The organism is Shimia sp., assembly GCF_039969785.1.
In the GTDB taxonomy this organism is placed as follows: domain Bacteria; phylum Pseudomonadota; class Alphaproteobacteria; order Rhodobacterales; family Rhodobacteraceae; genus Shimia.
On sequence record NZ_JBDVNC010000048.1, the window covers coordinates 207,881 to 230,903 of the forward strand.

21 protein-coding genes are annotated in these 23,023 nt (G+C 57.2%); 8 read left to right on the top strand and 13 right to left on the bottom strand.

Translation table 11 applies throughout. The annotated features are described in order from the left end of the window. Positions 1 to 54: 54 nt before the first annotated feature. Positions 55 to 1,446: a 30S ribosomal protein S12 methylthiotransferase RimO gene (rimO, locus tag ABJI08_RS21920; protein ID WP_348403979.1), complete on the top strand. Its 1,392-nt coding sequence runs from the start codon at positions 55 to 57 to the stop codon at positions 1,444 to 1,446. A gap of 130 nt (positions 1,447 to 1,576) precedes the next feature. After that, the gene (locus ABJI08_RS21925) at positions 1,577 to 2,761 is read left to right on the top strand and encodes an NAD(P)/FAD-dependent oxidoreductase (protein ID WP_348403980.1); all 1,185 of its coding nucleotides are present in this window, start codon (positions 1,577 to 1,579) and stop codon (positions 2,759 to 2,761) included. 6 nt (positions 2,762 to 2,767) lie between these two features. Here the strand turns inward: ABJI08_RS21925 and murD are convergent, their stop codons facing one another. The 13 genes from murD to ychF form a co-directional block, all read right to left on the bottom strand. Next, positions 2,768 to 4,168, bottom strand: coding sequence for a UDP-N-acetylmuramoyl-L-alanine--D-glutamate ligase (murD, locus tag ABJI08_RS21930; RefSeq protein WP_348403981.1), 1,401 nt, complete (start codon positions 4,166 to 4,168; stop codon positions 2,768 to 2,770). Positions 4,169 to 4,304: 136 nt separating this feature from the next. Beyond that, positions 4,305 to 5,387 carry a phospho-N-acetylmuramoyl-pentapeptide-transferase gene (mraY, locus tag ABJI08_RS21935; protein WP_348403982.1) on the bottom strand — a complete coding sequence of 361 codons (1,083 nt, stop codon included), beginning with the start codon at positions 5,385 to 5,387 and terminating at the stop codon, positions 4,305 to 4,307. After that, positions 5,388 to 6,830 (bottom strand): UDP-N-acetylmuramoyl-tripeptide--D-alanyl-D-alanine ligase, encoded by a 1,443-nt coding sequence (murF, locus tag ABJI08_RS21940; protein WP_348403983.1) that lies wholly within the window; start codon positions 6,828 to 6,830, stop codon positions 5,388 to 5,390. Then, entirely contained in the window at positions 6,827 to 8,308 is a 1,482-nt protein-coding gene (locus ABJI08_RS21945) for a UDP-N-acetylmuramoyl-L-alanyl-D-glutamate--2,6-diaminopimelate ligase (protein ID WP_348403984.1), read from the bottom strand. Before ABJI08_RS21945 ends, murF begins: the two co-directional genes overlap by 4 nt. 20 nt (positions 8,309 to 8,328) lie before the next feature. Continuing rightward, entirely contained in the window at positions 8,329 to 10,113 is a 1,785-nt protein-coding gene (locus ABJI08_RS21950; RefSeq protein WP_348403985.1) for a penicillin-binding protein 2, read from the bottom strand. Next, positions 10,110 to 10,457: a cell division protein FtsL gene (locus ABJI08_RS21955; RefSeq protein ID WP_348403986.1), complete on the bottom strand. Its 348-nt coding sequence runs from the start codon at positions 10,455 to 10,457 to the stop codon at positions 10,110 to 10,112. Before ABJI08_RS21955 ends, ABJI08_RS21950 begins: the two co-directional genes overlap by 4 nt. After that, positions 10,457 to 11,449, bottom strand: a complete 993-nt coding sequence (gene rsmH, locus ABJI08_RS21960) for a 16S rRNA (cytosine(1402)-N(4))-methyltransferase RsmH (RefSeq protein WP_348403987.1) — start codon at positions 11,447 to 11,449, stop codon at positions 10,457 to 10,459. Before rsmH ends, ABJI08_RS21955 begins: the two co-directional genes overlap by 1 nt. Further along, positions 11,433 to 11,924, bottom strand: coding sequence for a division/cell wall cluster transcriptional repressor MraZ (gene mraZ, locus ABJI08_RS21965; RefSeq protein ID WP_348403988.1), 492 nt, complete (start codon positions 11,922 to 11,924; stop codon positions 11,433 to 11,435). Before mraZ ends, rsmH begins: the two co-directional genes overlap by 17 nt. A 676-nt stretch (positions 11,925 to 12,600) precedes the next feature. Beyond that, a complete protein-coding gene (locus ABJI08_RS21970) occupies positions 12,601 to 13,290 on the bottom strand; it encodes an ABC transporter ATP-binding protein (RefSeq protein ID WP_348403989.1) in 690 nt (229 codons plus the stop codon). Beyond that, positions 13,287 to 14,042, bottom strand: coding sequence for an ABC transporter ATP-binding protein (locus tag ABJI08_RS21975; protein WP_348403990.1), 756 nt, complete (start codon positions 14,040 to 14,042; stop codon positions 13,287 to 13,289). Before ABJI08_RS21975 ends, ABJI08_RS21970 begins: the two co-directional genes overlap by 4 nt. After that, positions 14,035 to 15,018 (bottom strand): branched-chain amino acid ABC transporter permease, encoded by a 984-nt coding sequence (locus tag ABJI08_RS21980; protein WP_348403991.1) that lies wholly within the window; start codon positions 15,016 to 15,018, stop codon positions 14,035 to 14,037. Before ABJI08_RS21980 ends, ABJI08_RS21975 begins: the two co-directional genes overlap by 8 nt. A gap of 1 nt (position 15,019) precedes the next feature. Further along, positions 15,020 to 15,937, bottom strand: coding sequence for a branched-chain amino acid ABC transporter permease (locus tag ABJI08_RS21985; RefSeq protein ID WP_348403992.1), 918 nt, complete (start codon positions 15,935 to 15,937; stop codon positions 15,020 to 15,022). A gap of 439 nt (positions 15,938 to 16,376) precedes the next feature. Then, positions 16,377 to 17,474, bottom strand: coding sequence for a redox-regulated ATPase YchF (gene ychF, locus ABJI08_RS21990; protein WP_348403993.1), 1,098 nt, complete (start codon positions 17,472 to 17,474; stop codon positions 16,377 to 16,379). A gap of 93 nt (positions 17,475 to 17,567) precedes the next feature. Between ychF and ABJI08_RS21995 the strand changes: the two genes are divergently transcribed. The 6 genes from ABJI08_RS21995 to ABJI08_RS22020 all read left to right on the top strand — a co-directional run bounded on the left by ABJI08_RS21995 (position 17,568) and on the right by ABJI08_RS22020 (position 22,977). Beyond that, the gene (locus ABJI08_RS21995) at positions 17,568 to 17,717 is read left to right on the top strand and encodes a hypothetical protein (RefSeq protein ID WP_348403994.1); all 150 of its coding nucleotides are present in this window, start codon (positions 17,568 to 17,570) and stop codon (positions 17,715 to 17,717) included. Between the two features lie 119 nt (positions 17,718 to 17,836). Next, positions 17,837 to 18,322 (top strand): acyloxyacyl hydrolase, encoded by a 486-nt coding sequence (locus ABJI08_RS22000; protein WP_348403995.1) that lies wholly within the window; start codon positions 17,837 to 17,839, stop codon positions 18,320 to 18,322. Positions 18,323 to 18,418: 96 nt separating this feature from the next. Further along, the gene (trpA, locus tag ABJI08_RS22005; protein WP_348403996.1) at positions 18,419 to 19,210 is read left to right on the top strand and encodes a tryptophan synthase subunit alpha; all 792 of its coding nucleotides are present in this window, start codon (positions 18,419 to 18,421) and stop codon (positions 19,208 to 19,210) included. 118 nt (positions 19,211 to 19,328) lie between these two features. Further along, positions 19,329 to 20,918: a trimethylamine methyltransferase family protein gene (locus tag ABJI08_RS22010; protein ID WP_348403997.1), complete on the top strand. Its 1,590-nt coding sequence runs from the start codon at positions 19,329 to 19,331 to the stop codon at positions 20,916 to 20,918. Positions 20,919 to 21,108: 190 nt separating this feature from the next. Beyond that, positions 21,109 to 22,275: an alpha-hydroxy acid oxidase gene (locus tag ABJI08_RS22015; RefSeq protein WP_348404024.1), complete on the top strand. Its 1,167-nt coding sequence runs from the start codon at positions 21,109 to 21,111 to the stop codon at positions 22,273 to 22,275. A 39-nt stretch (positions 22,276 to 22,314) separates the two neighbouring features. Beyond that, complete coding sequence (locus ABJI08_RS22020; RefSeq protein WP_348403998.1) at positions 22,315 to 22,977, top strand: hypothetical protein; 663 nt, start codon at positions 22,315 to 22,317, stop codon at positions 22,975 to 22,977. The last annotated feature ends 46 nt before the right edge of the window (positions 22,978 to 23,023 follow it).

The window sequence follows — 23,023 nt, forward strand, 5'->3', positions numbered from 1 at the left end:
CTTACTGCCAATTCAACAATTCCCAATTCCCATTCTATCCCCTATACGCCCCGGATGAGCACCAACCCGCCAGACCTGCGCCCCGACCTCGCCCGCGCCACTTTGACCGGAGACACCCGCCCCGGCCAGCCGACCATCGGTATGGTCTCTCTGGGATGTCCCAAAGCGCTGGTGGACAGCGAACGCATCCTGACCCGGCTGCGCGCCGAAGGGTACGGTATTTCGCCCGATTATTCCGGTGCAGATGCAGTGGTCGTGAACACCTGTGGATTTCTTGACAGCGCCAAGGTCGAAAGCCTCGAGGCCATCGGAGAGGCTCTGAAAGAAAACGGCAAGGTCATTGTCACCGGCTGCCTAGGCGCTGAGCCTGAGTATATCACTGGCGCACATCCCAAAGTTCTGGCCGTGACTGGTCCGCACCAATATGAACAGGTGCTCGACGCGGTTCATTCCGCCGTGCCGCCCGATCCGCACCCGTTTGTTGACCTTCTGCCCGCCTCGGGTGTTTCTCTCACTCCACGACACTATAGTTATCTCAAGATTTCAGAAGGCTGCAATCACGCCTGCAAATTCTGCATTATCCCCGCTATGCGCGGAAAACTGGCCAGCCGCCCGGTGCACGCCATCCTGCGCGAGGCTGAAAAACTGGTCGAAAACGGTGTGCGCGAACTGCTGGTCATTTCACAGGATACGTCGGCCTATGGGCTTGATCGCAAATACTCGCCCCATCCATGGAAAAACCGGGAAGTTCGCAGCCATATCACCGATCTGGCACGTGAACTCGGACAGTTCGATGCATGGGTGCGACTGCATTATGTCTACCCGTATCCACATGTGCGCGACCTGATCCCACTTATGGCGGATGGCCTGATCCTGCCTTACCTAGATATTCCGTTTCAGCATTCCCACCCGGACACGCTCAAACGCATGGCCCGCCCCGCCGCCGGGGCCAAAACCCTCGATGAAATCGCCCGCTGGCGCGATACCTGCCCGGACATCACCCTGCGCTCGACATTCATTGTTGGCTATCCGGGGGAAACCGAGGCTGAATTCCAGCACCTGCTTGACTGGATGGACGAAGCCCAACTCGACAGAGTCGGCTGCTTTCAATACGAAAACGTCGACGGTGCCCGCTCAAATGCGCTGTCTGACCATGTTCCACAAGAGGTCAAACAGGATCGCTGGGACCGCTTCATGCAAAAAGCGCAAGCCATCTCAGAAGCCAAACTCGCCGCCAAAGTTGGCGAGTTCATGGACGTCATTATTGACGACATCGATGCAGACGGCATCGCCACATGCCGCACCAAAGCGGACGCGCCAGAAATCGACGGCAACCTGTTTATCGACGAAAACACGAGTGAGCTGAAAGTCGGTAACATTGTGACTGTGGAAGTGGATGAAGCCGGGGAGTATGACTTGTGGGGGCGGGTGACGTCTTTGAATTGAGACCGGGAGAGAAGTCAGCTACAGACTTCCCCTCTTTGCAGACAGTCACGGTTCCTCGTAAGTCGGACAATCTGTCCGACCTACCTGCCTCTGCTTGACCTCCACACAAACATCAGGCACCCCGCGTCCCATGAAATATGACACAATCATCCTTGGCGCTGGTGCGGCTGGTATGATGTGCGCCGCCCATTCGGGCGGGCGTACATTGGTACTGGATCATGCCAAGGCGCCCGGCGAGAAAATCCGCATCTCGGGCGGTGGGCGTTGTAATTTCACCAACATGTACGCTGCACCGGAAAATTTCCTGTCGAAAAATCCGCATTTCTGCAAGTCCGCTCTTAAACGCTACACGCAATGGGACTTTATCGAGCTTGTCGCGCGCCACCGCATTCCCTACCACGAGAAAACACTCGGGCAGTTGTTTTGTGACTCCAGCGCCAAAGACATCATCGCCATGCTGCGCGCCGAGATGGACAGCGCTGGGGCTGAATTGCGGGTGAATACCACGATCCAAAGAGTCTCTCACGATGGGGCCACATTTACGATCGAAACCGAGACGGAAGGTCAGCGCGAAGCCCTGAGCGCTCGTAATCTGGTGTTGGCCACTGGCGGCAAGTCGATCCCGAAAATGGGTGCAACCGGGCTCGCGTATGACATCGCCCGACAATTTGATCTGGCCCTGACAGACACATGCCCCGGTCTTGTCCCCTTCACCTTTTCTGACAACCCGTTCAAACCACTGTCTGGCACCGCCTTACCCGTTCGTGCCACTGCTGGCGGCACCGCATTTGACGAAGCGCTGCTGTTCACACATCGCGGCCTGTCTGGCCCGGCAATGTTGCAGATCAGCTCTTACTGGCGTGAAGGTGAAGACATTGCACTTAACTTGTTGCCCGACATGGATGTCTTTCAATCGCTCCGCCAAAAGCGCAGCACTGATGGGCGACGTAATCTTTCCACAATCCTTGGACAGATCCTGCCGTCAAAACTCGCCGATCATCTGACCAAAGAATGGGCCCTGACCGGAAACATCGCAGATCAAAGCGACACCGCTTTGAAAGACCTTGCCGAACGAATTTGCAATTGGCGTCTGCGCCCTAATGGCACCGAAGGCTATCGCACTGCAGAAGTGACCTTGGGTGGCATCGACACGGACGAATTATCCTCAAAAACCATGATGTCAAAGACAGTTCCCGGCCTTTACGCAATAGGCGAAGCTGTCGACGTAACCGGTTGGTTGGGCGGGTTTAACTTTCAATGGGCCTGGTCATCTGGCTGGGCTGCGGGCCAAGCTATTAAAGCGCGCGAAACCTGACCGGTTTCACCCCTCTACACGCGCGACCTGCGTCATGAAATCATCGCCACGCTTTTCAAAGCTGTCGTATTGATCAAAGCTGGCCGCAGCCGGAGCCAACAGCACTGTGTCCCCCTCGGTGGCCTCCTGCGCCGCGCGTGTCACAGCCTGCTCCATGGAAGTGCACACTTCAGCATCGACACCTTTCAGCTGCATGGCAAACGCCGCCGCCTCGCGCCCGATCACATAGGCTTTGACAACCGCGCCCGCATGGTTTGGCAACGCGCCCAGACCACCTTCTTTCTCAAGCCCGCCACAGATCCACCGGATGCGCTTGAACGCGGCCAGCGCTTTGGCGGCAGCATCAACATTGGTTGCTTTTGAATCGTTCACATAGGTGACGCCATTTTTCTCGGCAACAATCTGGCTGCGATGCGGCAAGCCGCCAAAACTCGCAAATCCCTTTTCGATCACTTTGGGCGCCAACCCCAAGGTGCGCGCCACGGCGTAAGCTGCACTGGCATTCTGATGATTATGCGTGCCCGGCAACCCTTTGATGAGGCGCAGATCAATCGACCCGGTCTGACGCGCTTTGCGCCACTCGCTCAGGAACCCTTTGCGCGCAAAAACCTGCCAGCCTGGCCCGGTCAGCTTGCCCGCCACAGACACCCGGATCACCCGGTCATCGCCCGGGCCCTCGGACAATTGCCCCGCCAGATACCGCCCCTCGGCCTCATCCACGCCAATAATCGCGCGATCCGGGCCACCTTCGGCAAACAACCGGCGTTTCGCTGCAAAATAGCCGCCCATTCCCCCATGCCGATCCAGATGATCCGGCGACAGGTTTGTAAAAACGGCCACATCCGGGGTCAGCGACCGGGCCAGCTCTGTCTGATAGCTGGACAATTCCAGCACGATCACTTCACCATTTTCGGCCGGTTCCAAATCCAGCACACCACGCCCGATATTACCCGCCAATTGCGTGCGCCGCTCGCTTTCCTGCAACACATGATGGATCAACGCCGACGTGGTCGATTTGCCATTTGAACCGGTCACCGCAACAACTTTTGGCGCGATATCGAAATTGTTCCACTGGGGCGTGGCAAACGATCGGAAAAACAATCCTATATCGTTGTCCACCGGGATCCCGGCAACTAGCGCTGCGGCAACCACCGGGTTTGGTTCGGGATAAAGATGCGGAATACCCGGGCTGACGATCAGGGACGCGACCGCTTCAAACGCCCCCGGCGCCAACAAATCACGGCATTCAAACCCATCTTCTTCGGCCAAGGCGCGCGCGGATGGATTGTCATCCCAACAAACCGCAATGGCGCCCCCGGCCCGCAAGGCCCGGGCAGAGGCCAGACCAGACCGGCCCAAGCCCAAAACGGCCACCTCGGTCCCTGCAAAACCCTGAACTGGAATCATGACACATCCTCACTTCCTGCAAAAGCGACCTTGCCTGCCCGCGCAAGCCAGCACAAGTGATCCCAACGGCCCAGCCAGCGACCAGACCCATACTCGGCAGAAATTCACATCGTAAAAATCGGGCCAAAAAACCGGCTTAGCGAACTTTCAGCGTCGCCAAACCAATCATCGCCAGGATCAGGGAAATGATCCAGAACCGGATCACGATCTGCGGCTCAGCCCATCCCTTTTTCTCATAGTGATGGTGGATTGGCGCCATCAGGAACACCCGCTTGCCGGTGCGTTTAAAATACAGCACCTGAATGATCACGCTCAATGCTTCGACCACAAACAAACCACCAACGATGCCCAACACCAGCTCGTGTTTGGTGGCCACGGCAATCGCGCCCAACGCCCCGCCCAACGCCAAAGACCCGGTATCCCCCATGAACACAGCCGCAGGTGGTGCGTTGTACCACAGGAACCCAAGCCCCCCGCCTGCTATGCCGGCCGTAAAGATCAGGATTTCACCGGTGCCAGGCACGTAATGCAGATCAAGATATTCGGTAAAGTCGACGCGCCCGACCGCATAGGCAATGATGCCCAGCGTCCCGGCGGCAATCATCACCGGCATAATCGCCAGCCCATCCAACCCGTCGGTCAGGTTCACCGCATTTGCCGCCCCGACCACCACAAACATGGCAAACGGTACAAACAAAAAGCCAAGATTAATCAGCGTATCTTTGAAAACCGGCAGGGCAAGCCGCATCTGCAGGGCCTCGGGTTGCAAATACGCAGCCCACCACGCCGCGATTCCGGCGATGATAAACCCCAGCAACAGCCGGATTTTCCCCGACACACCCTTGGTATTCTGCTTGGACACCTTGGCATAGTCATCCGCAAAACCGATCATGCCATAAGCCAACGTGACAAACAGCACGAGCCAGACAAACCCATTGTCCAGACGTGCCCACAGCAATGTCGAGGTCAGCAATGCCCCCACAATCAACAGACCACCCATTGTGGGTGTTCCGGCTTTGACAAAATGCCCTTCGGGGACGTCATCGCGAATGGGCTGTCCTTTACCCTGTTTGCGCCGCAACACATTGATCAGCGGTAGCCCGAAAATGAACCCAAACAACAACGCCGTCATGAACGCGCCACCGGCACGGAAAGTAATATAGCGGAACAGATTAAAGAAATCCCCGCCATCCGACAGCTCGGTCAGCCAATACAGCATTCACGCGTCCTCGTTTTTTGATTGCGGGGCGGGATGACCCAGTTTTCGCACGGCGTCAACCACCTTGGCCAAGCCCATCGACAATGATCCCTTGGCCAGCAAACAATCGCCTGCATCAACCAGGTTATGCACCTGCCCGGCCAGTTCTGTACTGGTTTCGACCCAAAGCCCGCGTTTGTCTGTTGGCAGCGCGTTGTGCAAATGCTGCATCAACGGTCCCACGCAATGCACAACATCTATCGCCTGCATCGCGGTATGGGTGGCAAGCGCTGCATGCATCGCGTTTTCCTGCGGTCCCAATTCCTTCATGTCACCGACAAAGGCGATCCGGCGGCCTTTTCCGATCCGCCCAACACCATCGACCGGTTGCGCCGCAGCCAAAACATCCAAAGCCGCGCCCAAAGAGGTCGGATTTGCGTTATACGCGTCATCAATCAGATCAAGCGTGCGATCTGTTTCAACCGGGTCCAGCCAGATCGTCTCGCGCACGCCGCGCCCGGAATAAGGCGCCCAACGCCCCAGATCACTGGTTGCCATGGCAAGATCAGCGCCCAATGCGTCAACAGCTGCCAGCGCGCCAAGGGCATTCATCGCGAAATGCGCACCCGCGCTTTGAATTTTGAACACCAACTGGGTGCCTTGCGCCCGTGCCTGCGCCACCGTGGTGTCACCACTCAGCCGAACATCCCGCAACACCCACTCAGACGCCGCGCGCCCAAATTCAATCGCCTGCATGCCCAACTTGTCGGCGCGGGACCGTAAAATATCGGTTGTATCCAGATCCGCATTGAAAATGGCCACGCCATCACGATCCATTCCGTCAAACAATGCAGCCTTTTCACGGGCAATACCTTCAACGTTCTCAAAGGCTTCCAGATGCACCGCCGCGACTGTCGTGATCAACGCAACATGCGGTCGTGCGATCTGGGCCAGCGGTGAAATTTCGCCGGGATGGTTCATGCCAATCTCAATCACCGCAAACTCTGTGTCCGCAGGCATCCGGGCCAACGTCAATGGCACGCCCCAATGGTTGTTATAACTTGCCACGCTGGCATGCGTGCGTCCCTGTCCGGACAGCATCGCCCGCAGCATCTCTTTCGTGGATGTCTTGCCGACCGACCCGGTCACCGCAACCACACGCGCATCGGTGCGCGCACGACCAGCCTGGCCCAGAGCCTCCAGCCCCGCCAGAACATCGTCAACAATCAAAAGCGGTGCGTCTGCTGGCATGCCATCTGGCACCCGGCTGACCAAAGCCGCACCAGCCCCGTTTTCGAGCGCCTGAGCCACAAACTCATGCCCATCCCGCGCGGCGGTCAAGGCCACAAACAGATCACCGGGTTGCAATGTGCGGGTGTCAATAGATACGCCGTCGCATACCCAGTCGCACGTGGCACGCCCATTGGTGGCCTGCGCCGCAGCGTCCGAAGTCCAAAGGCTCATGCCAATCCCCCATCCAGCGCCGCAACAGCCACGCTGGCCTGTTCGCAATCATCAAACGGCAAAACATCATTGCCGATAATCTGCCCGCTCTCATGGCCCTTACCGGCAATCAACAAAGCATCCCCTGCCCCCAGCGCATCAACAGCGCGCAAAATCGCCTCGGCACGATCGCCCACTTCGGTGGCCTCGGGCGCGCCCTGCATCACCATGGCGCGAATGCTGGCCGGGTCTTCGCTGCGCGGATTGTCGTCGGTGACAAACACCACATCCGCATTGCGCGCCGCCGCTTGCCCCATCAACGGGCGCTTGCTGGCATCACGGTCGCCGCCCGCGCCCACAACCGCAATCAGACGTCCCATCACATGCGGACGCATCGCGATAAGCGCCGTTTCCACCGCATCGGGTGTATGCGCGTAATCCACAAAAACAGCGGCACCGTTTTCGCGCGTCGCCGCCAGCTGCATGCGTCCTCGCACCGTGACAAGATCACCGAGAACTTCAAACACCCGCTCGGGTTCTGCGCCACAGGCAATCGCCAGTCCCGACGCCAACATCACATTCTCAGCCTGAAAACCACCAATCAGGTTCAGCCGCGCCTGATAGGTCCGGCCGCGAAAGGCAAAGCGCACATCCTGGCCAATGCTGTCAAACCGTTGCCCCAACAGCTCCAAATCCGCGTCCGTGCGACCAACCGTGATCACGTCCTGCCTGCGCGCCTTTGCAATCGCCACCATATCAACGCCTCGCGCATCATCGGTGTTGATCACAGCGACGCCGTCTTCGGGCAAAACACGGGCGAACAGCCCCGCTTTTGCGTCAAAATAGTCCTCAAAGCTGTCGTGATAATCCAGATGATCCTGCGTGAAATTCGTAAATCCGGCCGCCCGCAACACCACGCCATCCAGACGTCGCTGGGCAAGCCCGTGGCTTGACGCTTCCATAGCCGCAAACTGAACCCCTGCGTCGCAACACGCGGCAAGTGTACGATGCAATGTGATCGGTTCGGGTGTGGTGTGTTGCAAAGGCGCTTGAAAATCGCCCTCAACCCCGGTGGTGCCAAGATTAACCGCCTCAAGCCCCATCGCCTGCCAGATTTGACGCAGAAACGTCGAAACCGAGGTTTTTCCATTGGTGCCCGTGACCGCCGTCATGACACCGGGCTGCTCACCAAACCAAAGCGCGGCTGTGAAGGCCAATGCCTGTCGGGGGTCTTCGGCAATAACCAACGCCGCGCCATACTCGGCAAGCTCTTTGGCCGCGATGCGCGCGCCTTCTGCGTCGGTCAATACGGCCGAGGCCCCCATACGCAATGCATATTGAATGAATTCGCCGCCATGCACCCGTGTGCCGGGCAAAGCGGCAAACAAAAAACCGTCTTTGACCTCGCGGCTGTCCACGGCAAGTCCGGTGATTTGCGGGTTCGCTCCCTTTGCAGCGGTCAGTCCCAGATCCGAAAGCTGTCTTGCCTGTACTGCCATCTGCGTTGCCCTTGTTCGGCTTAATTTGATGTCAGCGTTATATCAGCCAAATGCCCGGGTTCAACGTCAGGACGTAGCCCCAATAGAGGCGCAATTCGCGTGATCATTTCTGCGGCCACCGGAACAGCCGTCCAACCTGCCGTACGGCGTGGTTTTGGCCCCGATGTTTCGACCGGTTCGTCCAGCGACACAACCAGTACATATCGTGGGTTATGGGCCGGGAACATCGACGCGAACGTCGCAATCACCTTGTCCTCATAATAGCCGCCGCCGCTTTCTTTGGGCTTGTCGGCAGTACCGGTCTTACCACCCACCGCATAGCCGGGCACATCCCCAAAACTGGCCGTTCCTTCGGTCACAACCAGACGCAACATACGACGCGCCTTTTCGGCGCTGGCCCGTGACATCACGCGCGGCCCTTCCTGAACGGCATTGCGTTTCAGCAAAGTTGGCAGCACCCGCGTACCGCCGTTGGCAATCGCTGCATACCCAGCCGCCAGATGCAGCGGGCTTGCCGATAATCCGTGCCCATATGAAATTGTCATGGTCGACAACTCCGACCAGTTTTTCGGCAACAATGGCTGTGCGCCACGCGCCTCTACAACTTCAACCGGCGTCGGCTCAAAGAAGCCAAGATCGCGCAGGAACCCTTTTTGGCGTTTGGCACCAATGATTTGCGCCATGCGGGCCGTGCCGATATTGGACGATTTCACAATCACCTTGGTCAGGGTGAGCTCTGCGCCGTAATTATGGAAATCGCGAATTTTGAACTTGCCCCACCGCAGAGGCCCGGCTGTCTTGATCATGGTCGACGGATTGGCCAGTCCTAATTCCATCGCCTGTGCTGCCGTGAAAATCTTAAAGGTAGATCCAAGCTCGTAAAGCCCCTGCACCGCCCGGTTGAACAACGGGCTATCAGCTGCGTGGCCTTTCGTGGGCGGACGTGGCCGGTCGTTGGGGTCAAAATCGGGCAGGCTGACCATCGCGATGATCTCACCTGTGTGCACATCCATCAAAATCGCCGCAGCGCCCTTGGCATTCAGCAGCTTCATACCACCATACAGCACCCGCTCTGCCGCCGTCTGAACCGTCAGGTCCAACGACAGGGTCAACGCCTTGCCGCCATTGGCCGGATCACGCAACGCTTCGTCAAACTGCTTTTCGACACCTGCAACCCCGATCACCTCGGCAGCATGCACGTCTTCTTTGCCAAAACTGGCGCCGCCCAGAATGTGAGCCGCCAGTTTTCCGTTGGGATAAAGACGCATTTCACGGGAGCCAAACTGCAATCCCGGATCACCGATGTCATGTACTGCTTGTTTTTGCTCCGGGCTGAGTTTTTTCTTGATCCACAAGAACTTACGCTTGCCGGTGAAATCCTTGACTAAACGCTCCTGATCCAGGTCGGGGAAGATATCGACCAGCTCTTTGGCAACACGTTCTTTGTCGATCATATGCATCGGCTGTGCATACAGCGAATGCGTTTCCAGATTGGTCGCCAGAATGCGCCCCTTGCGGTCTACGATATCGGCACGTTGCGCAACAATACGGTTGGCCGAATAATTGGCGCGCGGTTCGACCGCTTCGGAATAGCTGACGATACCCATGCGGGCACACACCGTCAGAAAACCTCCCAGAAACAGGATCGACATAATGAACAGTCGCCCCTCGGCGCGCTGCCGTCCTTTGTCGCGCATTTCTTCGTGGCGTTGCCGGATATTTTCACGTTCGATCGCGTCTGGGTTTTCACCAACATCACGCGCACGCAGAATCGAGGCCAAAGGCCGGAGCGGTTTGCGGATCATGGGTACGCCTCCTGGCTGGACACATCGACCGCGCCGCTCAGATCAATCTCAAGATCGCTTGGCGGATATGCCACCTGATCAATCTTGCCAAACTGGTTTGGACGCAGCGGCAAAAGCTGCAGGTCATCATAGTTAATTTCTGCCAGATCACGCAGCCGTTCAGGCCGGTTCAGATAAGCCCATTCGGCCTTGAGCACCGCCAACCGTGCCCGGGCGTCACCAATCTGGCGTTGCAATTCTTCGGTCTCAACAATCGTTTTCTGCGTACGGTAATTTTCCTGATAGGCCCAAACAGCCAGACCAATCACCGCCATTGCTGCCATCATGAACAAAACAGTTCGCATCAGCGTCGCCCCTCAAGTATCGGCATTCCAATGTCTTTTCCGAAAACTTCGCCCGAAGGCGCATCCGTACGGCGCGCCACTCTCAGCTTGGCCGACCGTGACCGCGGATTCACCGCCAACTCGTCCGCATCCGGCCCAACCGCTTTGCGCGTCATCAATTCAAATGCCGGCGCATCGCGCTCCACCTCTGGGGCATATCTGTTAACGTTTCCGGTGCGACCCGCACGCGATTGCATGAACCTTTTGACCATACGGTCTTCAATTGAATGGAACGTCACAACCGCCAGAACACCGCCCGGCTTTAGCGCCCGCTCGGCCGCCATCAAGCCGCGAAACAGCTCGCCATATTCGTCGTTTACCGCGATCCGCAACCCCTGAAAGCTGCGCGTCGCCGGGTGGCTTTGCCCCGGTTTCGAGCGCGGCAGGCATCCTTCGACAATCTCAGTCAACTCAAGCGTTGTGCTCAACGGCTGCACAGCACGTGCCTTACAGATCGCGCGCGCAATCCGTCGGCTGGCGCGCTCTTCACCATAATGAAACAGAATATTGGCAAGTTCTTCTTCTGTGGCCGTGTTGACAATATCAGCCGCCGAAGGCCCGTCCTGGCTCATCCGCATGTCCAGCGGACCGTCTCTCATGAACGAAAACCCACGCTCTGCCAGATCCAGCTGCATCGAACTCACACCCAGATCCAGCACAATCCCATCCAGATCCTGCGCATAGTCATCCATCTTCGAAAACACACCGGCAACCAGCTCAATCCGGTCGCCATACTCCCCCACCCAAGGGGCCGCCATCTCAAAGGCCAGCGGATCGCGATCTACGCCAAAAACCTTATCCGCGCCTGCATCCAGCAGACAGCGGGTATATCCACCAGCGCCAAATGTACCATCCAGCCACCGCCCCGAAATCGGTGCACAGCGCGTCAAAATGGCATCAATCAATACGGGAATGTGCGGCTTATCAGACCCCATCTCAGCCAAGATCGCCATCCAGATAGACCGACGGGTCTATATCCGGGTCAAAACCATCCTCTTCCAATGCATCTCGCAACGCATCGTCTGCTTCGGGCTTCCAGATTTCAAACGTGTCACCCGAGGAGATAAACCGCGCCATACCGTCCAGCCCGATCTTTTCGCGCAGCTTGGCGGGCAAGACAATCCGGCCTGTATCGTCCAGAACGATCTCGACGGTCTGCGCCGAATAAAGACGCTCCATCGCCTTACGCTTGGCCGATCCACGTGGGAATTTTGAGATTTTTTCGTCGACCTCATCCATCGCTTCGATGGTGAAACCTTCCAGATAGTCGCGCGTCGCACCGCCATAAACAAGGATCAGTCGCGGGGGCAGACCATCGGTCCATTCAGGATCACAGCTTTGAATGACACGGCGAAACGAGGCCGGGATAGACACCCTGCCCTTACTGTCGACCTTATGGTCGCTTTCGCCTCTGAACCTGCGTGCCACGGCGTGCTGGTCCCTTTCTAACTACGTCCCATTTTTTGCTATCCCGGAAAAGGAAACGGCGGATTGATCTGCTGCCACTGATCAATCCACCGCCCTCGTCCCGCTCTAGCGGGTGTCCAGCTGCGCGCGCCACCTGGGGGGATGTCTGCTCGCCCGCGCGCCGGATCTCTCTAATTCGATGAAAGCGGTGCCTGTATGAAACCTGACTTTGATTATCTCGGGGTCTTTAGCGCCCCTTTGTTCCCGTCTTCATCTTGTATATAGGGATGACATGGGAATTCATGGAAATCAACAAAAAAATTTGCCACCAATTACTAACATCAGCCTTCATCTGACCTTAAAAACTTGAGGTTTTCAAGAAATCTCTAAAGTTGCCGCGCTATATAGTGTTACATGAAAAATTGGTCGCTATATATAGTGATCGCCGCTCAGCAAAATATTTCCCATACTTTCCCGGAAATTATTATGATTTCGAAAAATGTTATGATTTCTTAGGCCAAAACAGAGCGGTCTCAGTCAATGGATCCTGCAAAAATTCACGATTCGTGGTCCCCGGCCGCTCAGATCACCCGTATATCCCACAGTTTCCCATCTTGCGTCCCATAATTTCCCAAGCATCCTGTAACTCCGGGTATCACGCCGCTTTTCTGGAGGAAGATCGTAGATAAAAGGCTCCTCAGACGCCCAGATACCGATCGGTGATGTCTGGCGACAAATCGGCGAACGGCCCGTCCCAGACGGTGACGCCCTTTTCAAGGATCACCGCAGTGTCAGCAACGCGCGACAATTCCCGGATCGACTTGTCGATCACAAGGATCGCCATGCCGGTGTCAGCTTTCAACCGCGCAATTGCCTGCCAGATTTCCTGACGCACAACCGGCGCCAACCCTTCTGTGGCTTCATCAAGGATCAAAAGCTGCGGGTTAGTCATCAAGGCCCGCCCGATGGCCAGCATCTGTTGCTCTCCACCAGACAGCGACGCTGCCAGCTGATCCCTGCGCTCTGCCAATCGTGGGAACAGGTGCGCCACGGCCGCAAAATCCCAGTTCCCCGGTCGCATTGCCGCGCTCAGGTTCTCATGCACGCTCAGGTTCGAAAAGCATCTGCGCCCTTCCGGCACCAATCCAATCCCGGCCCGCGCTGCCCGAAAACTCGGAAATCCAGCAATGTCGCGCCCGTCAAACAAAAGCGACCCGCCCTGGTGTTTCAGCATCCGGCAAATTACCTTCACCGTGGTCGATTTTCCCATGCCGTTGCGCCCCATCAACGCGACAACCTGGCCCTTTTCAATCTCCAGACTTACGTCGAACAGGGCCTGGCTGGGACCATAGAAGGCGGCGATTTGGGACAGCTTCAAAAGGCTCATGCGTCCGCCTCTTCACCCAGATAGGCGCTGCGCACCAACGGGTTGTTGCGAATGTCATCAACCGACCCGGTGGCAATGATCTCTCCGTAAACCAGCACACTGATCCGATCTGCCAGCGCAAATACGGCATCCATGTCATGCTCAATCAACAGAATTGGCGTCTGGTGGCGCAACCCGTCCAGAAACCCCATCAATCGTTGTGATCCCTCTGCGCCCAGGCCAGCCATAGGTTCGTCCATCAAAAACGCCTTTGGCTCCAGCGTCAGCGCCACGGCGACCTCAAGCTGGCGCCGTTGCCCATGTGAAAGCTCTGATGTGCGAAAGGCGCGAAACTCTTCCAACCCGACCTTTTGCAATGCCAGACTGGCGCGCTCCAGCAGAGCACGATCCTTCATCACCGGGCGAAAGAACCGAAACACATCGCCCCGCGCGCCAAGTGCCCCAAGCACGACATTCTGCAAAACCGTGTATTCCATGGCCAGCGACGAAATCTGAAACGTGCGCGCCATGCCCAGCCGTGACCGGGCCGCCGTGGACATCGCAGTGACATCCTGCCCGCCAAAAACCACCCTGCCGCTGTCGGGTTGCAATGCCCCGGCGATCTGGCTGATCAACGTGGATTTCCCAGCCCCGTTTGGCCCAATCAACGCGTGAATTTCGCCGCTGCGCAAATCAATGTCGATGTTCCGGCTCGCCTCAAGCGCGCCAAACGCCTTGCAAATGCCTTCTACGCTTAGAACCGGGTCAGTCATGCGCCACCTCCCGCCCGGTCAGCAGCCCAAACACGCCGCCCCGCGCAAACAGAACCACGCCCAACAGGATCGCGCCGAGATAGACATGCCAAAATGCGCTGAGACCGCCCAGCACGTGTTCCAGCAGGATAAACAAAACCGCGCCAGCCACCGGTCCAAACACCCGTCCAACCCCGCCGAGAATGACAAAGATCATGATCTCACCCGAGGTTTGCCATGAAAACATGGTCGGGCTGACAAAGCGGTTCAGATCGGCAAACAGCGCGCCTGCCAATCCGGTGATTGCGCCCGAAATTGTATAGGCCACCAGATACAGGCGGTAAGGCGTTTGTCCCACCGCCTGAACGCGATCCTCGTTTTGTCGCGCTGCGCTCAGCATAAGCCCAAATGGCGCACGCGCGGCACAATACACAAACCCCAGAACGGCCAGCAGCCACGCATAGCAAATGGCATAGAATTGAATGGGCACCATTGTGTTCAACCCGGCAAAGCCGTTGCGCACATAGATCGACAGACCGTCCTCTCCGCCATACGCGGGCCACGAGATCGCGAAATAGTAAAACATCTGAGCAAAGGCGAGCGTGATCATAATGAAATACACGCCCGAGGTACGCAAAGATAACGCCCCCAACCCCAGCGCAACCACGCCCGAAACGATGATTGCCACAACCCAGATCACCAGCATGGATTTGGTGCCTTCGATCACAAAAGGCCACTCCATCAACGGCGTGTAAGACTGCGCATGAAACGCCAGTATGCCCATCGCATAGCCACCAACGCCAAAGAACGCAGCGTGACCAAAGCTGACCAATCCCCCCAGCCCCAACGCGAAATTCAATCCCACACCAGCAATTGCAAAGATCACGGCGCGGGTGGTCAACGTGATCAGAAACGGCTCATCAACGCTCAGCGCCCAAAGCGGGAACACCAGCAGGATCAGCAGCAACGCGATGTTCAGACAGGTTTCTCTGCGCATATCATGCCCCCCGGAACAGGCCGGATGGGCGGAACAAAAGAACCCCCGCCATCAGAATATAGATCGCCATCGACGCCAGCGATGCCCCAACAGACGCCGCCGCGGCGGGGTCCATGAACACCGCAAACACCTTGGGCAGCAACAACCGCCCCAACGTATCTGTCAGCCCAACCAGTATCGCCCCCACCAGCGCGCCCTTGATGGACCCGATCCCGCCAATCACAATCACAACAAACGCCAGGATCAGCACAGGCTCCCCCATCCCGACCTGCACTGATTGAATGGCGCCAATCATCGCCCCGGCAAATCCCGCCAACCCCGCGCCCAGCGCAAAGACCAGCGTATATAGCCGCGAGATATTCACGCCCAAAGCGGCAATCATTTCCCGGTCGTTTTCTCCGGCGCGTATCTGAATGCCAATACGTGTGTGGGCAATCATCCAGAACAGCCCGGCTGCCACGGCCAGCCCGACCAGAATGATCGAGAGGCGATAAAGCGAGTATTCAATCCCAAAAGGAAGCATCACAGTACCCGACAACCACGCGGGCTTGTCCAGAAACAATGGAAACGACCCAAACGCCCAGCGCGTGCCTTCGGAAAATATCAGGATCAGCGCAAAAGTCGCCAGAACCTGATCCAGATGGTCTCGATCATAAAGCCTGCGGATCACCGTGACTTCGACAATGACCCCGGCAAGGGCGGCGGCCACCAGACTGGCGATCAGCGCCAGAATAAAAGACCCCGTCGCAGCCGCCACAGCCGCTGCCGCAAAAGCACCAACCATGTAAAGCGATCCATGTGCCAGATTGATCAGACCCATCACACCAAAGATCAATGTCAATCCTGCGGCCATCAGAAACAGCATCACGCCAAATTGCAGCCCGTTCAGTGTCTGTTCGATCAAAAGCACAGCTGACATGCTCAGCGCCCGCCAAACAGGACGACCAACGCCGCCTCTGTCACGTCTGTCTTCATCGCGCTGCCCTTCCCTCATGACCCGGTTCAGGGCCAGTGGCCGACTGTTTCGCCGCCTTCGTTCGTCCAAGTCACATTGCGCAACAGGTTCAAAACGCGATCTTCTAACGCCTGACCGAAAATATCAACGTCTCAGCCGGGACCGCGCGTCTTTTCCACCGCTCAGAACCCGGCCCGGCAGTGCGCATCCAGATCGGGCGCCCATGAATGTCCAGTGATGTAAACGACTATCTGCCGCTTAAGCCTTGCGCATTTGCAAGGCGTAAGCGTGCGCTTGGCACCAAAACGGACAGTCTGCCTCGCACATTGAGACAGACCAAAACCGTTGCAAATTGTCACTTAAGATCCTGAGAACGCACGCACGGCATACGTCCGGTCAGTCATCAGTTGTTGAACAGGAAATGCATCACGTCGCCGTCCTGCACTTCATAGCTCTTGCCTTCGGCCCGCATCTTCCCGGCTTCCTTGGCACCCTGCTCGCCATTGCTGGCGATATAGTCGTCATAGGCAATCGTCTCAGCGCGGATAAAGCCCTTTTCGAAATCGCCGTGGATCACACCGGCGGCCTGCGGGGCATTTGTCCCCTGCCGGATCGTCCATGCGCGGGCCTCTTTGGGACCTACCGTAAAATACGTTTCCAGATGCAACAGCTCATAGCCAGCCCGGATCAACCGATCCAACCCGGCCTCTTCCAGCCCCATCTCTTCAAGGAACATGGTGGCTTCGTCATCTTCCAGCTGGCTGATCTCTTCTTCGATCTGCGCCGAAATAATCACGTGGCTGTTGCCCTGCGCCGCTGCCATCTCTGCCACTTTCGCAGAATGTGCGTTGCCTTCAGCCGCTTCCGACTCGCCCACATTGCAAACGTACAAAACCGGCTTGGTTGTCAAAAGCTGTAACAGCTTCCACGCTTTGAGGTCCTCCTCGTCCACATCCACAACGCGTGCGGGCTGGCCGTCTTCCAGAACCGCTTGCGCAGCGGCCAACAGACGATCCTGCTGGAGCGCCTCTTTGTCGTTGCCTTTTAGCTTGCGCACCAGATTGGCGCGGCGTTTTTCGATCGATTCCAGATCGGACAGCATCAGCTCGGTTTCGATGGTCTCGGAATCTGCAACCGGATCAACACGCCCCTCAACATGGGTCACGTCACCATCTTCAAAACACCGCAATACATGTGCAATCGCATCCACTTCGCGGATGTTGGCCAGAAACTGGTTGCCCAATCCTTCGCCCTTGCTGGCGCCCTTAACCAAACCGGCAATGTCAACAAATGTCATGCGGGTTGGAATGATCTGTTTGGACTGCGCAATCGCTGCCAGCTTGTCCAAACGTGCATCCGGCACGCCGACTTCGCCCACATTTGGCTCGATGGTACAGAACGGAAAATTCGCAGCCTGCGCGGCGGCGGTTCTGGTCAGTGCGTTGAACAGCGTCGACTTACCTACATTAGGCAGCCCCACAATCCCCATTTTGAAACCCATACCGGCCCCCTATCACAATCTCGTGGTGCTAATATGCAGTGTTTGGTTGCGACGCAAGCCACGTGTTAGAACCTGTGACAGGGGGGACGGACCATGACTCTTATGCCATTTCTGAAATTCGACGGCACTGCCGAGGAAGCAATAGGCTTTTGCGCAGAGGTTTTTGGCGCCACATTCTATGCCCCGTCCTTTGGTATGCTTACCGATCCTTTCGGCACCCACGGGATGATCGGCGTCCTTTGAACACAAGGCAGTGACTAAACGTGAATTGCCTGCATCGCAGAAACCACACACTTTGCATCCGTTGTTCTCACCAAAGACCCAATGCGAAAGACACTCACAAGTACTATCTGGAAATACACATGAAACAACTATTTCAAGCGCTGGCTATCAGTTTTCTTGCAAATCCGGCATCCGCTCAAGAGATTATTCTGGGATTGGGCTATTCAGATTTTTCACTCGGCAGTGCTTCGGATGCGACGGTGGTCGAAATCGAATACCACCATAAACCTTTTCACCACATTGGCCGATTGTCCTTTGAATGGGGCGCCGTGTTGTCCACGGATACCGAAGGTAACAACTTCATCGGTGCGGGTCTGGTCAATAAATACGCCGTCACGGACGCGTGGTTTGTGGAACTCAGCCTGATGCCCGGCGCCTATTTCGAGGGCAGCTCTCTCAACGATCTTGGCAATACACTCGAATTTCGCAGCGTTCTGGGGCTTGGGTATCGCTGGAACGAAAAGTCCGCGATGTCGCTGGCCTTTCAACACAAATCCAACGCAGGTATCAGCACAACCAACCCCGGTGTGAATTCGGTATTGGTGCGCTACCACCGCTCTTTCTGAAACAACGAAACTGACAATGGCCCAAACGCCCGGGCGGGATTGATTTCCCGCGCGGGTTCCGGCACATGAGGAGAAACCAAAGACAAGGACCAGCCGATGACTCGTATCGACGCCAAATTCGCCGAGCTGAACGCCGCAGGTAAAAAGGCCTTTGTGGCCTATATCATGGCAGGCGATCCCGACTACGACACTTCTTTGGAAGTAGTCAAAGGTCTCCCGGCGGCCGGTGTTGATGTGATCGAACTGGGTCTGCCGTTCACCGACCCGATGGCGGATGGTCCGACAATTCAACTGGCCGGTCAGCGCGCTCTGGCGGCTGGCATGACCTTGCAGAAAACCCTCGACCTTGCGACCGAGTTTCGCAAAACCGACGATACAACGCCGATTGTTCTGATGGGGTATTACAACCCGATCTACAGCCGGGGCGTCGACAAGTTCCTGACCGATGCCAAAGCTGCCGGCATTGACGGTCTGATCGTCGTGGATCTTCCGCCCGAGGAAGACGACGAGCTTTGCATTCCGGCACAGGCGGCCGGGATGAACTTTATCCGCCTCGCCACCCCCACGACCGATGACAAACGCCTGCCCAAAGTGCTGCAAAACACATCCGGCTTTGTCTACTACGTCTCGATCACCGGCATCACCGGCTCTGCCGAGGCCGAAGCTGGCGACGTCGCCCCGGAAGTGGCGCGCATCAAAGCCAGCACTGACCTGCCAATTATTGTCGGGTTCGGGATCAACTCTCCCGAAAAGTCGCGTGCCATCGCCTCGGTGGCCGATGGCGCAGTGGTCGGATCGGCGATTGTCAGCCAGATCGCGGCAGGAAAACCGGTGTCAGAAGTGCACGATTTCGTAAAATCACTGGCCGACGGCGCCCACGCCGCCTGATAATTTCCTTGATCGGGGCCACGCCCTTGTTATCCTCACCCTGCTCAAGTCGGCAGGCAGTGAGCAGAATCGGTGTGTGCCAAGCTCATCTTTCGCAATTGAAGGAGAGGAGATGGACATGAGCCCCGAACAGAACGCACAACCCACCCCCGACAATCCGGCCCGCAAACGACGCGGCCGCAAAAACCCACCCGTCAGCCGCGCATCTGCTGATGCCTTCAACATGGAACACGTGATCGGGCCGCGCGCCGGGTTCGGGTTTCTTGACAGCGACCGCATGGACTTCCTCAAGGAACGTGTGCTGCGCCTGCTCGAAGACTACGGCATGATGATCGTACACCCCAAAGCACATGCCGCCCTGATCAAAGCGGGCGCGCGCGAAGGGTCCGAGGCCGGACGCCTGCGCCTGCCCCGCGAATTGGTGCACGAGGCGCTGGCAGCGACCCCGAAATCGACCACTCTGGCGGGCAAAACACGGGCGTTTGACATGCCCCTGCCGCGCCCGGATCGGGGATTTATTCTGCGCACAGGCACTGGCGGACATGGCTATGTCGATCCACGCGATGCCTCGTATCGCAATGTGGACCTGACGGCCGCCGGTGAAATTGCTGCCGTTGCAGACACGCTTGATCAGGTTGGCTTTGTCGCCCACCCGTTTGTGCATGGCGTGCCCGAAGTCACTGCCGACATTCATTCCTATGCGCGCATCACCAACGGCACCCGCAAACATGTCTGGATGCAGCCCTATCAAAAAGAGAACGTTGACTACCTGCTAAAGATAGCAGCAATCGCCGCCGGTGGCGAAGACCAGTTGCGCGCGCACCCCTCGACCAGCACAATCACCTGTTCCTTTTCTCCGCTTGAATTCAAATACATGGACACCGAAGTAATCATCGCCTGTGGCAAATACGGCGTGCCTGTTCACGCCTGCTCTCTGCCCAGCGGCGGCGGTACCGCGCCACTTTCTGCACCGTCCATGACCCTGATGGCGGTGACCGAGATTGTTGGCATGATCACCATGGCGCATGTGCTCTCGCCCGGCCTTCCGGTGATTGCCACGCCCCTCATGTTCGCGCTCGATATGCGCACCGGCAGCGCGCTGCAATCCAGCGTCGAGGCGCTTCAGGCGGCGTCTTTGTCGATCCAGCTGGTCAAACATGGCTACGGGCTGATGGCCCACACATACGGGTCAGGCTCGGATACCCCCGACGCGGATCATCAATCCATGGCCGAACGCGCCATGCTGATGCAGACAGTCGCGCTGTCCGGGGCTGATATTCTGGGCGGGATCGGCCAGCTTGAATGCGCCACCGTGTTCAGCCCGGTACAGGCCGTGCTTGATAATGAGATTGGCGCCATGACCCGCCGCTTCCTGCGCACACCGGACATTTCAGACGAGTCTCTGAATTTCGATGAAATGATGAAAGTTGCCGTTGGCGGGCATTTCCTGGACAGCGACCATACCGTAGCCGGATGCCGCGATCAGTTTATCCCCAACGTATTTCAACGCATGGGCCGGGATGACTACGAAGCCTCCAACCGCCGCGGCGCTTTCGAAGAGGCCCGCGATCAGGCGCTCAACGCCATCGCAAACGCGCCGGAAAACGGCATTCTCTCGCAGGATCAGCAAAAGGAAATTGCCGACCTCGCGGCGGTCGCCGACAAACATATTGTCGAAGTCTACGCGGGCAACGTCGACACCATCTGATCTTAACGGGTCGGCGCCCCCGCGCCGTCCTGGAATTCACGCACAAAAAAAACCGGATTTTTGCGGCTGGATACCTGCGTGCTCAATCAGCTATGCATCAGGCGCATAGCGGCATTGCACAAATTCGCTTGCCGCAAAACACGCATATTGGTAAATGAACATTACCAATATGAGGGAAAGTGAGGCCAACATGCCCGTAATCACCAACATTGACGACCTGAAACGGCTGTATCAACGCCGTGTTCCCCGCATGTTCTACGATTACGCCGAATCTGGCAGCTGGACAGAACAAACCTTCCGCGAAAACACCTCGGACTTCGAAGACATCTACCTGCGCCAAAAGGTTGCTGTGGACATGACCGGGCGTTCGACCAAAACGCAAATGATCGGCGAAGATGTCTCGATGCCAGTCGCATTGGCACCGGTTGGGCTGACCGGCATGCAAAACGCAGACGGCGAAATCAAAGCCGCCCGCGCCGCCGAGAAATTCGGCGTGCCCTTTACCCTGTCGACGATGTCAATCTGCTCGATCGAAGATGTCGCAGAACACACCACCAAACCGTTCTGGTTTCAGGTCTACACCCTCAAAGACGAAGATTTCATGCGCCGCCTGTTTGACCGCGCCCGCGCTGCGGGATGTTCGGCGATTGTGGTCACCGTTGACTTGCAGATCCTGGGCCAGCGCCACAAAGACCTCAAAAACGGTCTCAGCGCTCCGCCCAAACTGACCGTCAAATCAATCGCCAACATGATGACCAAGGCGCAATGGGGTCTGGGCATGCTGGGCACAAAACGGCGCTTCTTCGGCAATATTGTCGGGCACGCCAAGGGTATCAAAGACGCCAGCTCGCTATCGTCATGGACAGCCGAAGCCTTTGACCAGTCGCTGGATTGGGAACAGATCGCCAAGTTCAAGAAAATGTGGGGCGGCAAGTTCATTATCAAGGGCATCATGGATGCCGAAGACGCAAAACAGGCGCTCAATGTGGGGGCCGACGCGATCATCGTTTCTAACCACGGAGGACGTCAGTTGGATGGCGCGCTCAGCTCGATCCGCGCGCTGCCTGAAATCATTGATGCCGTTGGCGACAAGATCGAGGTGCACCTGGACAGCGGCATCCGCTCGGGCCAGGACGTGCTCAAAGCCACTGCAATGGGGGCCAAAGGCACCTATATCGGGCGCGCTTATATCTATGGGCTTGGTGCGATGGGCGAAGCCGGCGTGACTTCAGCGCTGGAAGTGATCCACAAAGAACTGGACCTATCGATGGCCTTTTGCGGACACCGCAATATTCAGGACGTGAACCGCGATATCCTGTTGATCCCCGAAGGCTTCGAAGGCCGCTGGCAAAAATAGCGACTACGCTTTGACAATCGGGGCCCCGGCGCGCGATAAATGCGCCGGGTATATCGACAGTTTTCGGGGCAAACGCGCGTGCTGGTATTTTTCAAACAGAACCTCGCTTTTCTTTCCGTGCCAAAAACCGGCACCACCGCCTTTGAAATCGCAATGCGACCCATGGCCGACATCGTGTTCACCAAGGGCGTCAAGCACATGACGGTGGGTAAGTTTCACAAACGCTTCGCGCCGTTTCTGAAAGCTACATACAACGTCGCGCCTGAACGACTGGCTGTGATGCGTGATCCCGTTGACGTAATCCGCAGCTGGTACAAATATCGCAGCCCCGACCGTATGGGTGACAACCCCTATTGCCACGGCGGCGTCAGCTTTGATGAATACGTGCTGGATGTCATTTCCGACAAACCTTCAAAAGCCGCCGGGATCGGCAGCCAGGTGTCTTTTCTAACCCTGGGCAACGGCGCCATGCCGGTTCACCATCTTGTCGCCTATGACCGTCAGCGCCTGCTGCGCGATTTTCTGGCCGAGCGGTTTGGCAAAGAAATTGAACCCAAGCCCAAAAACGTATCCCCCGAAATGCCCGCAGAGATTTCGCCGGACACGGAACGCAAACTGCGCGCCGCGCGCCCCGCCGAGTTCGCGCTTTTTGACCGGGTTTTGCAAGCCGATGGGATGCTCAGTGACTATTCGGACGATTAGCCGTCGAAATCCTGCATTTTTGCCCTTAATCCCCTTTGCAATCTGG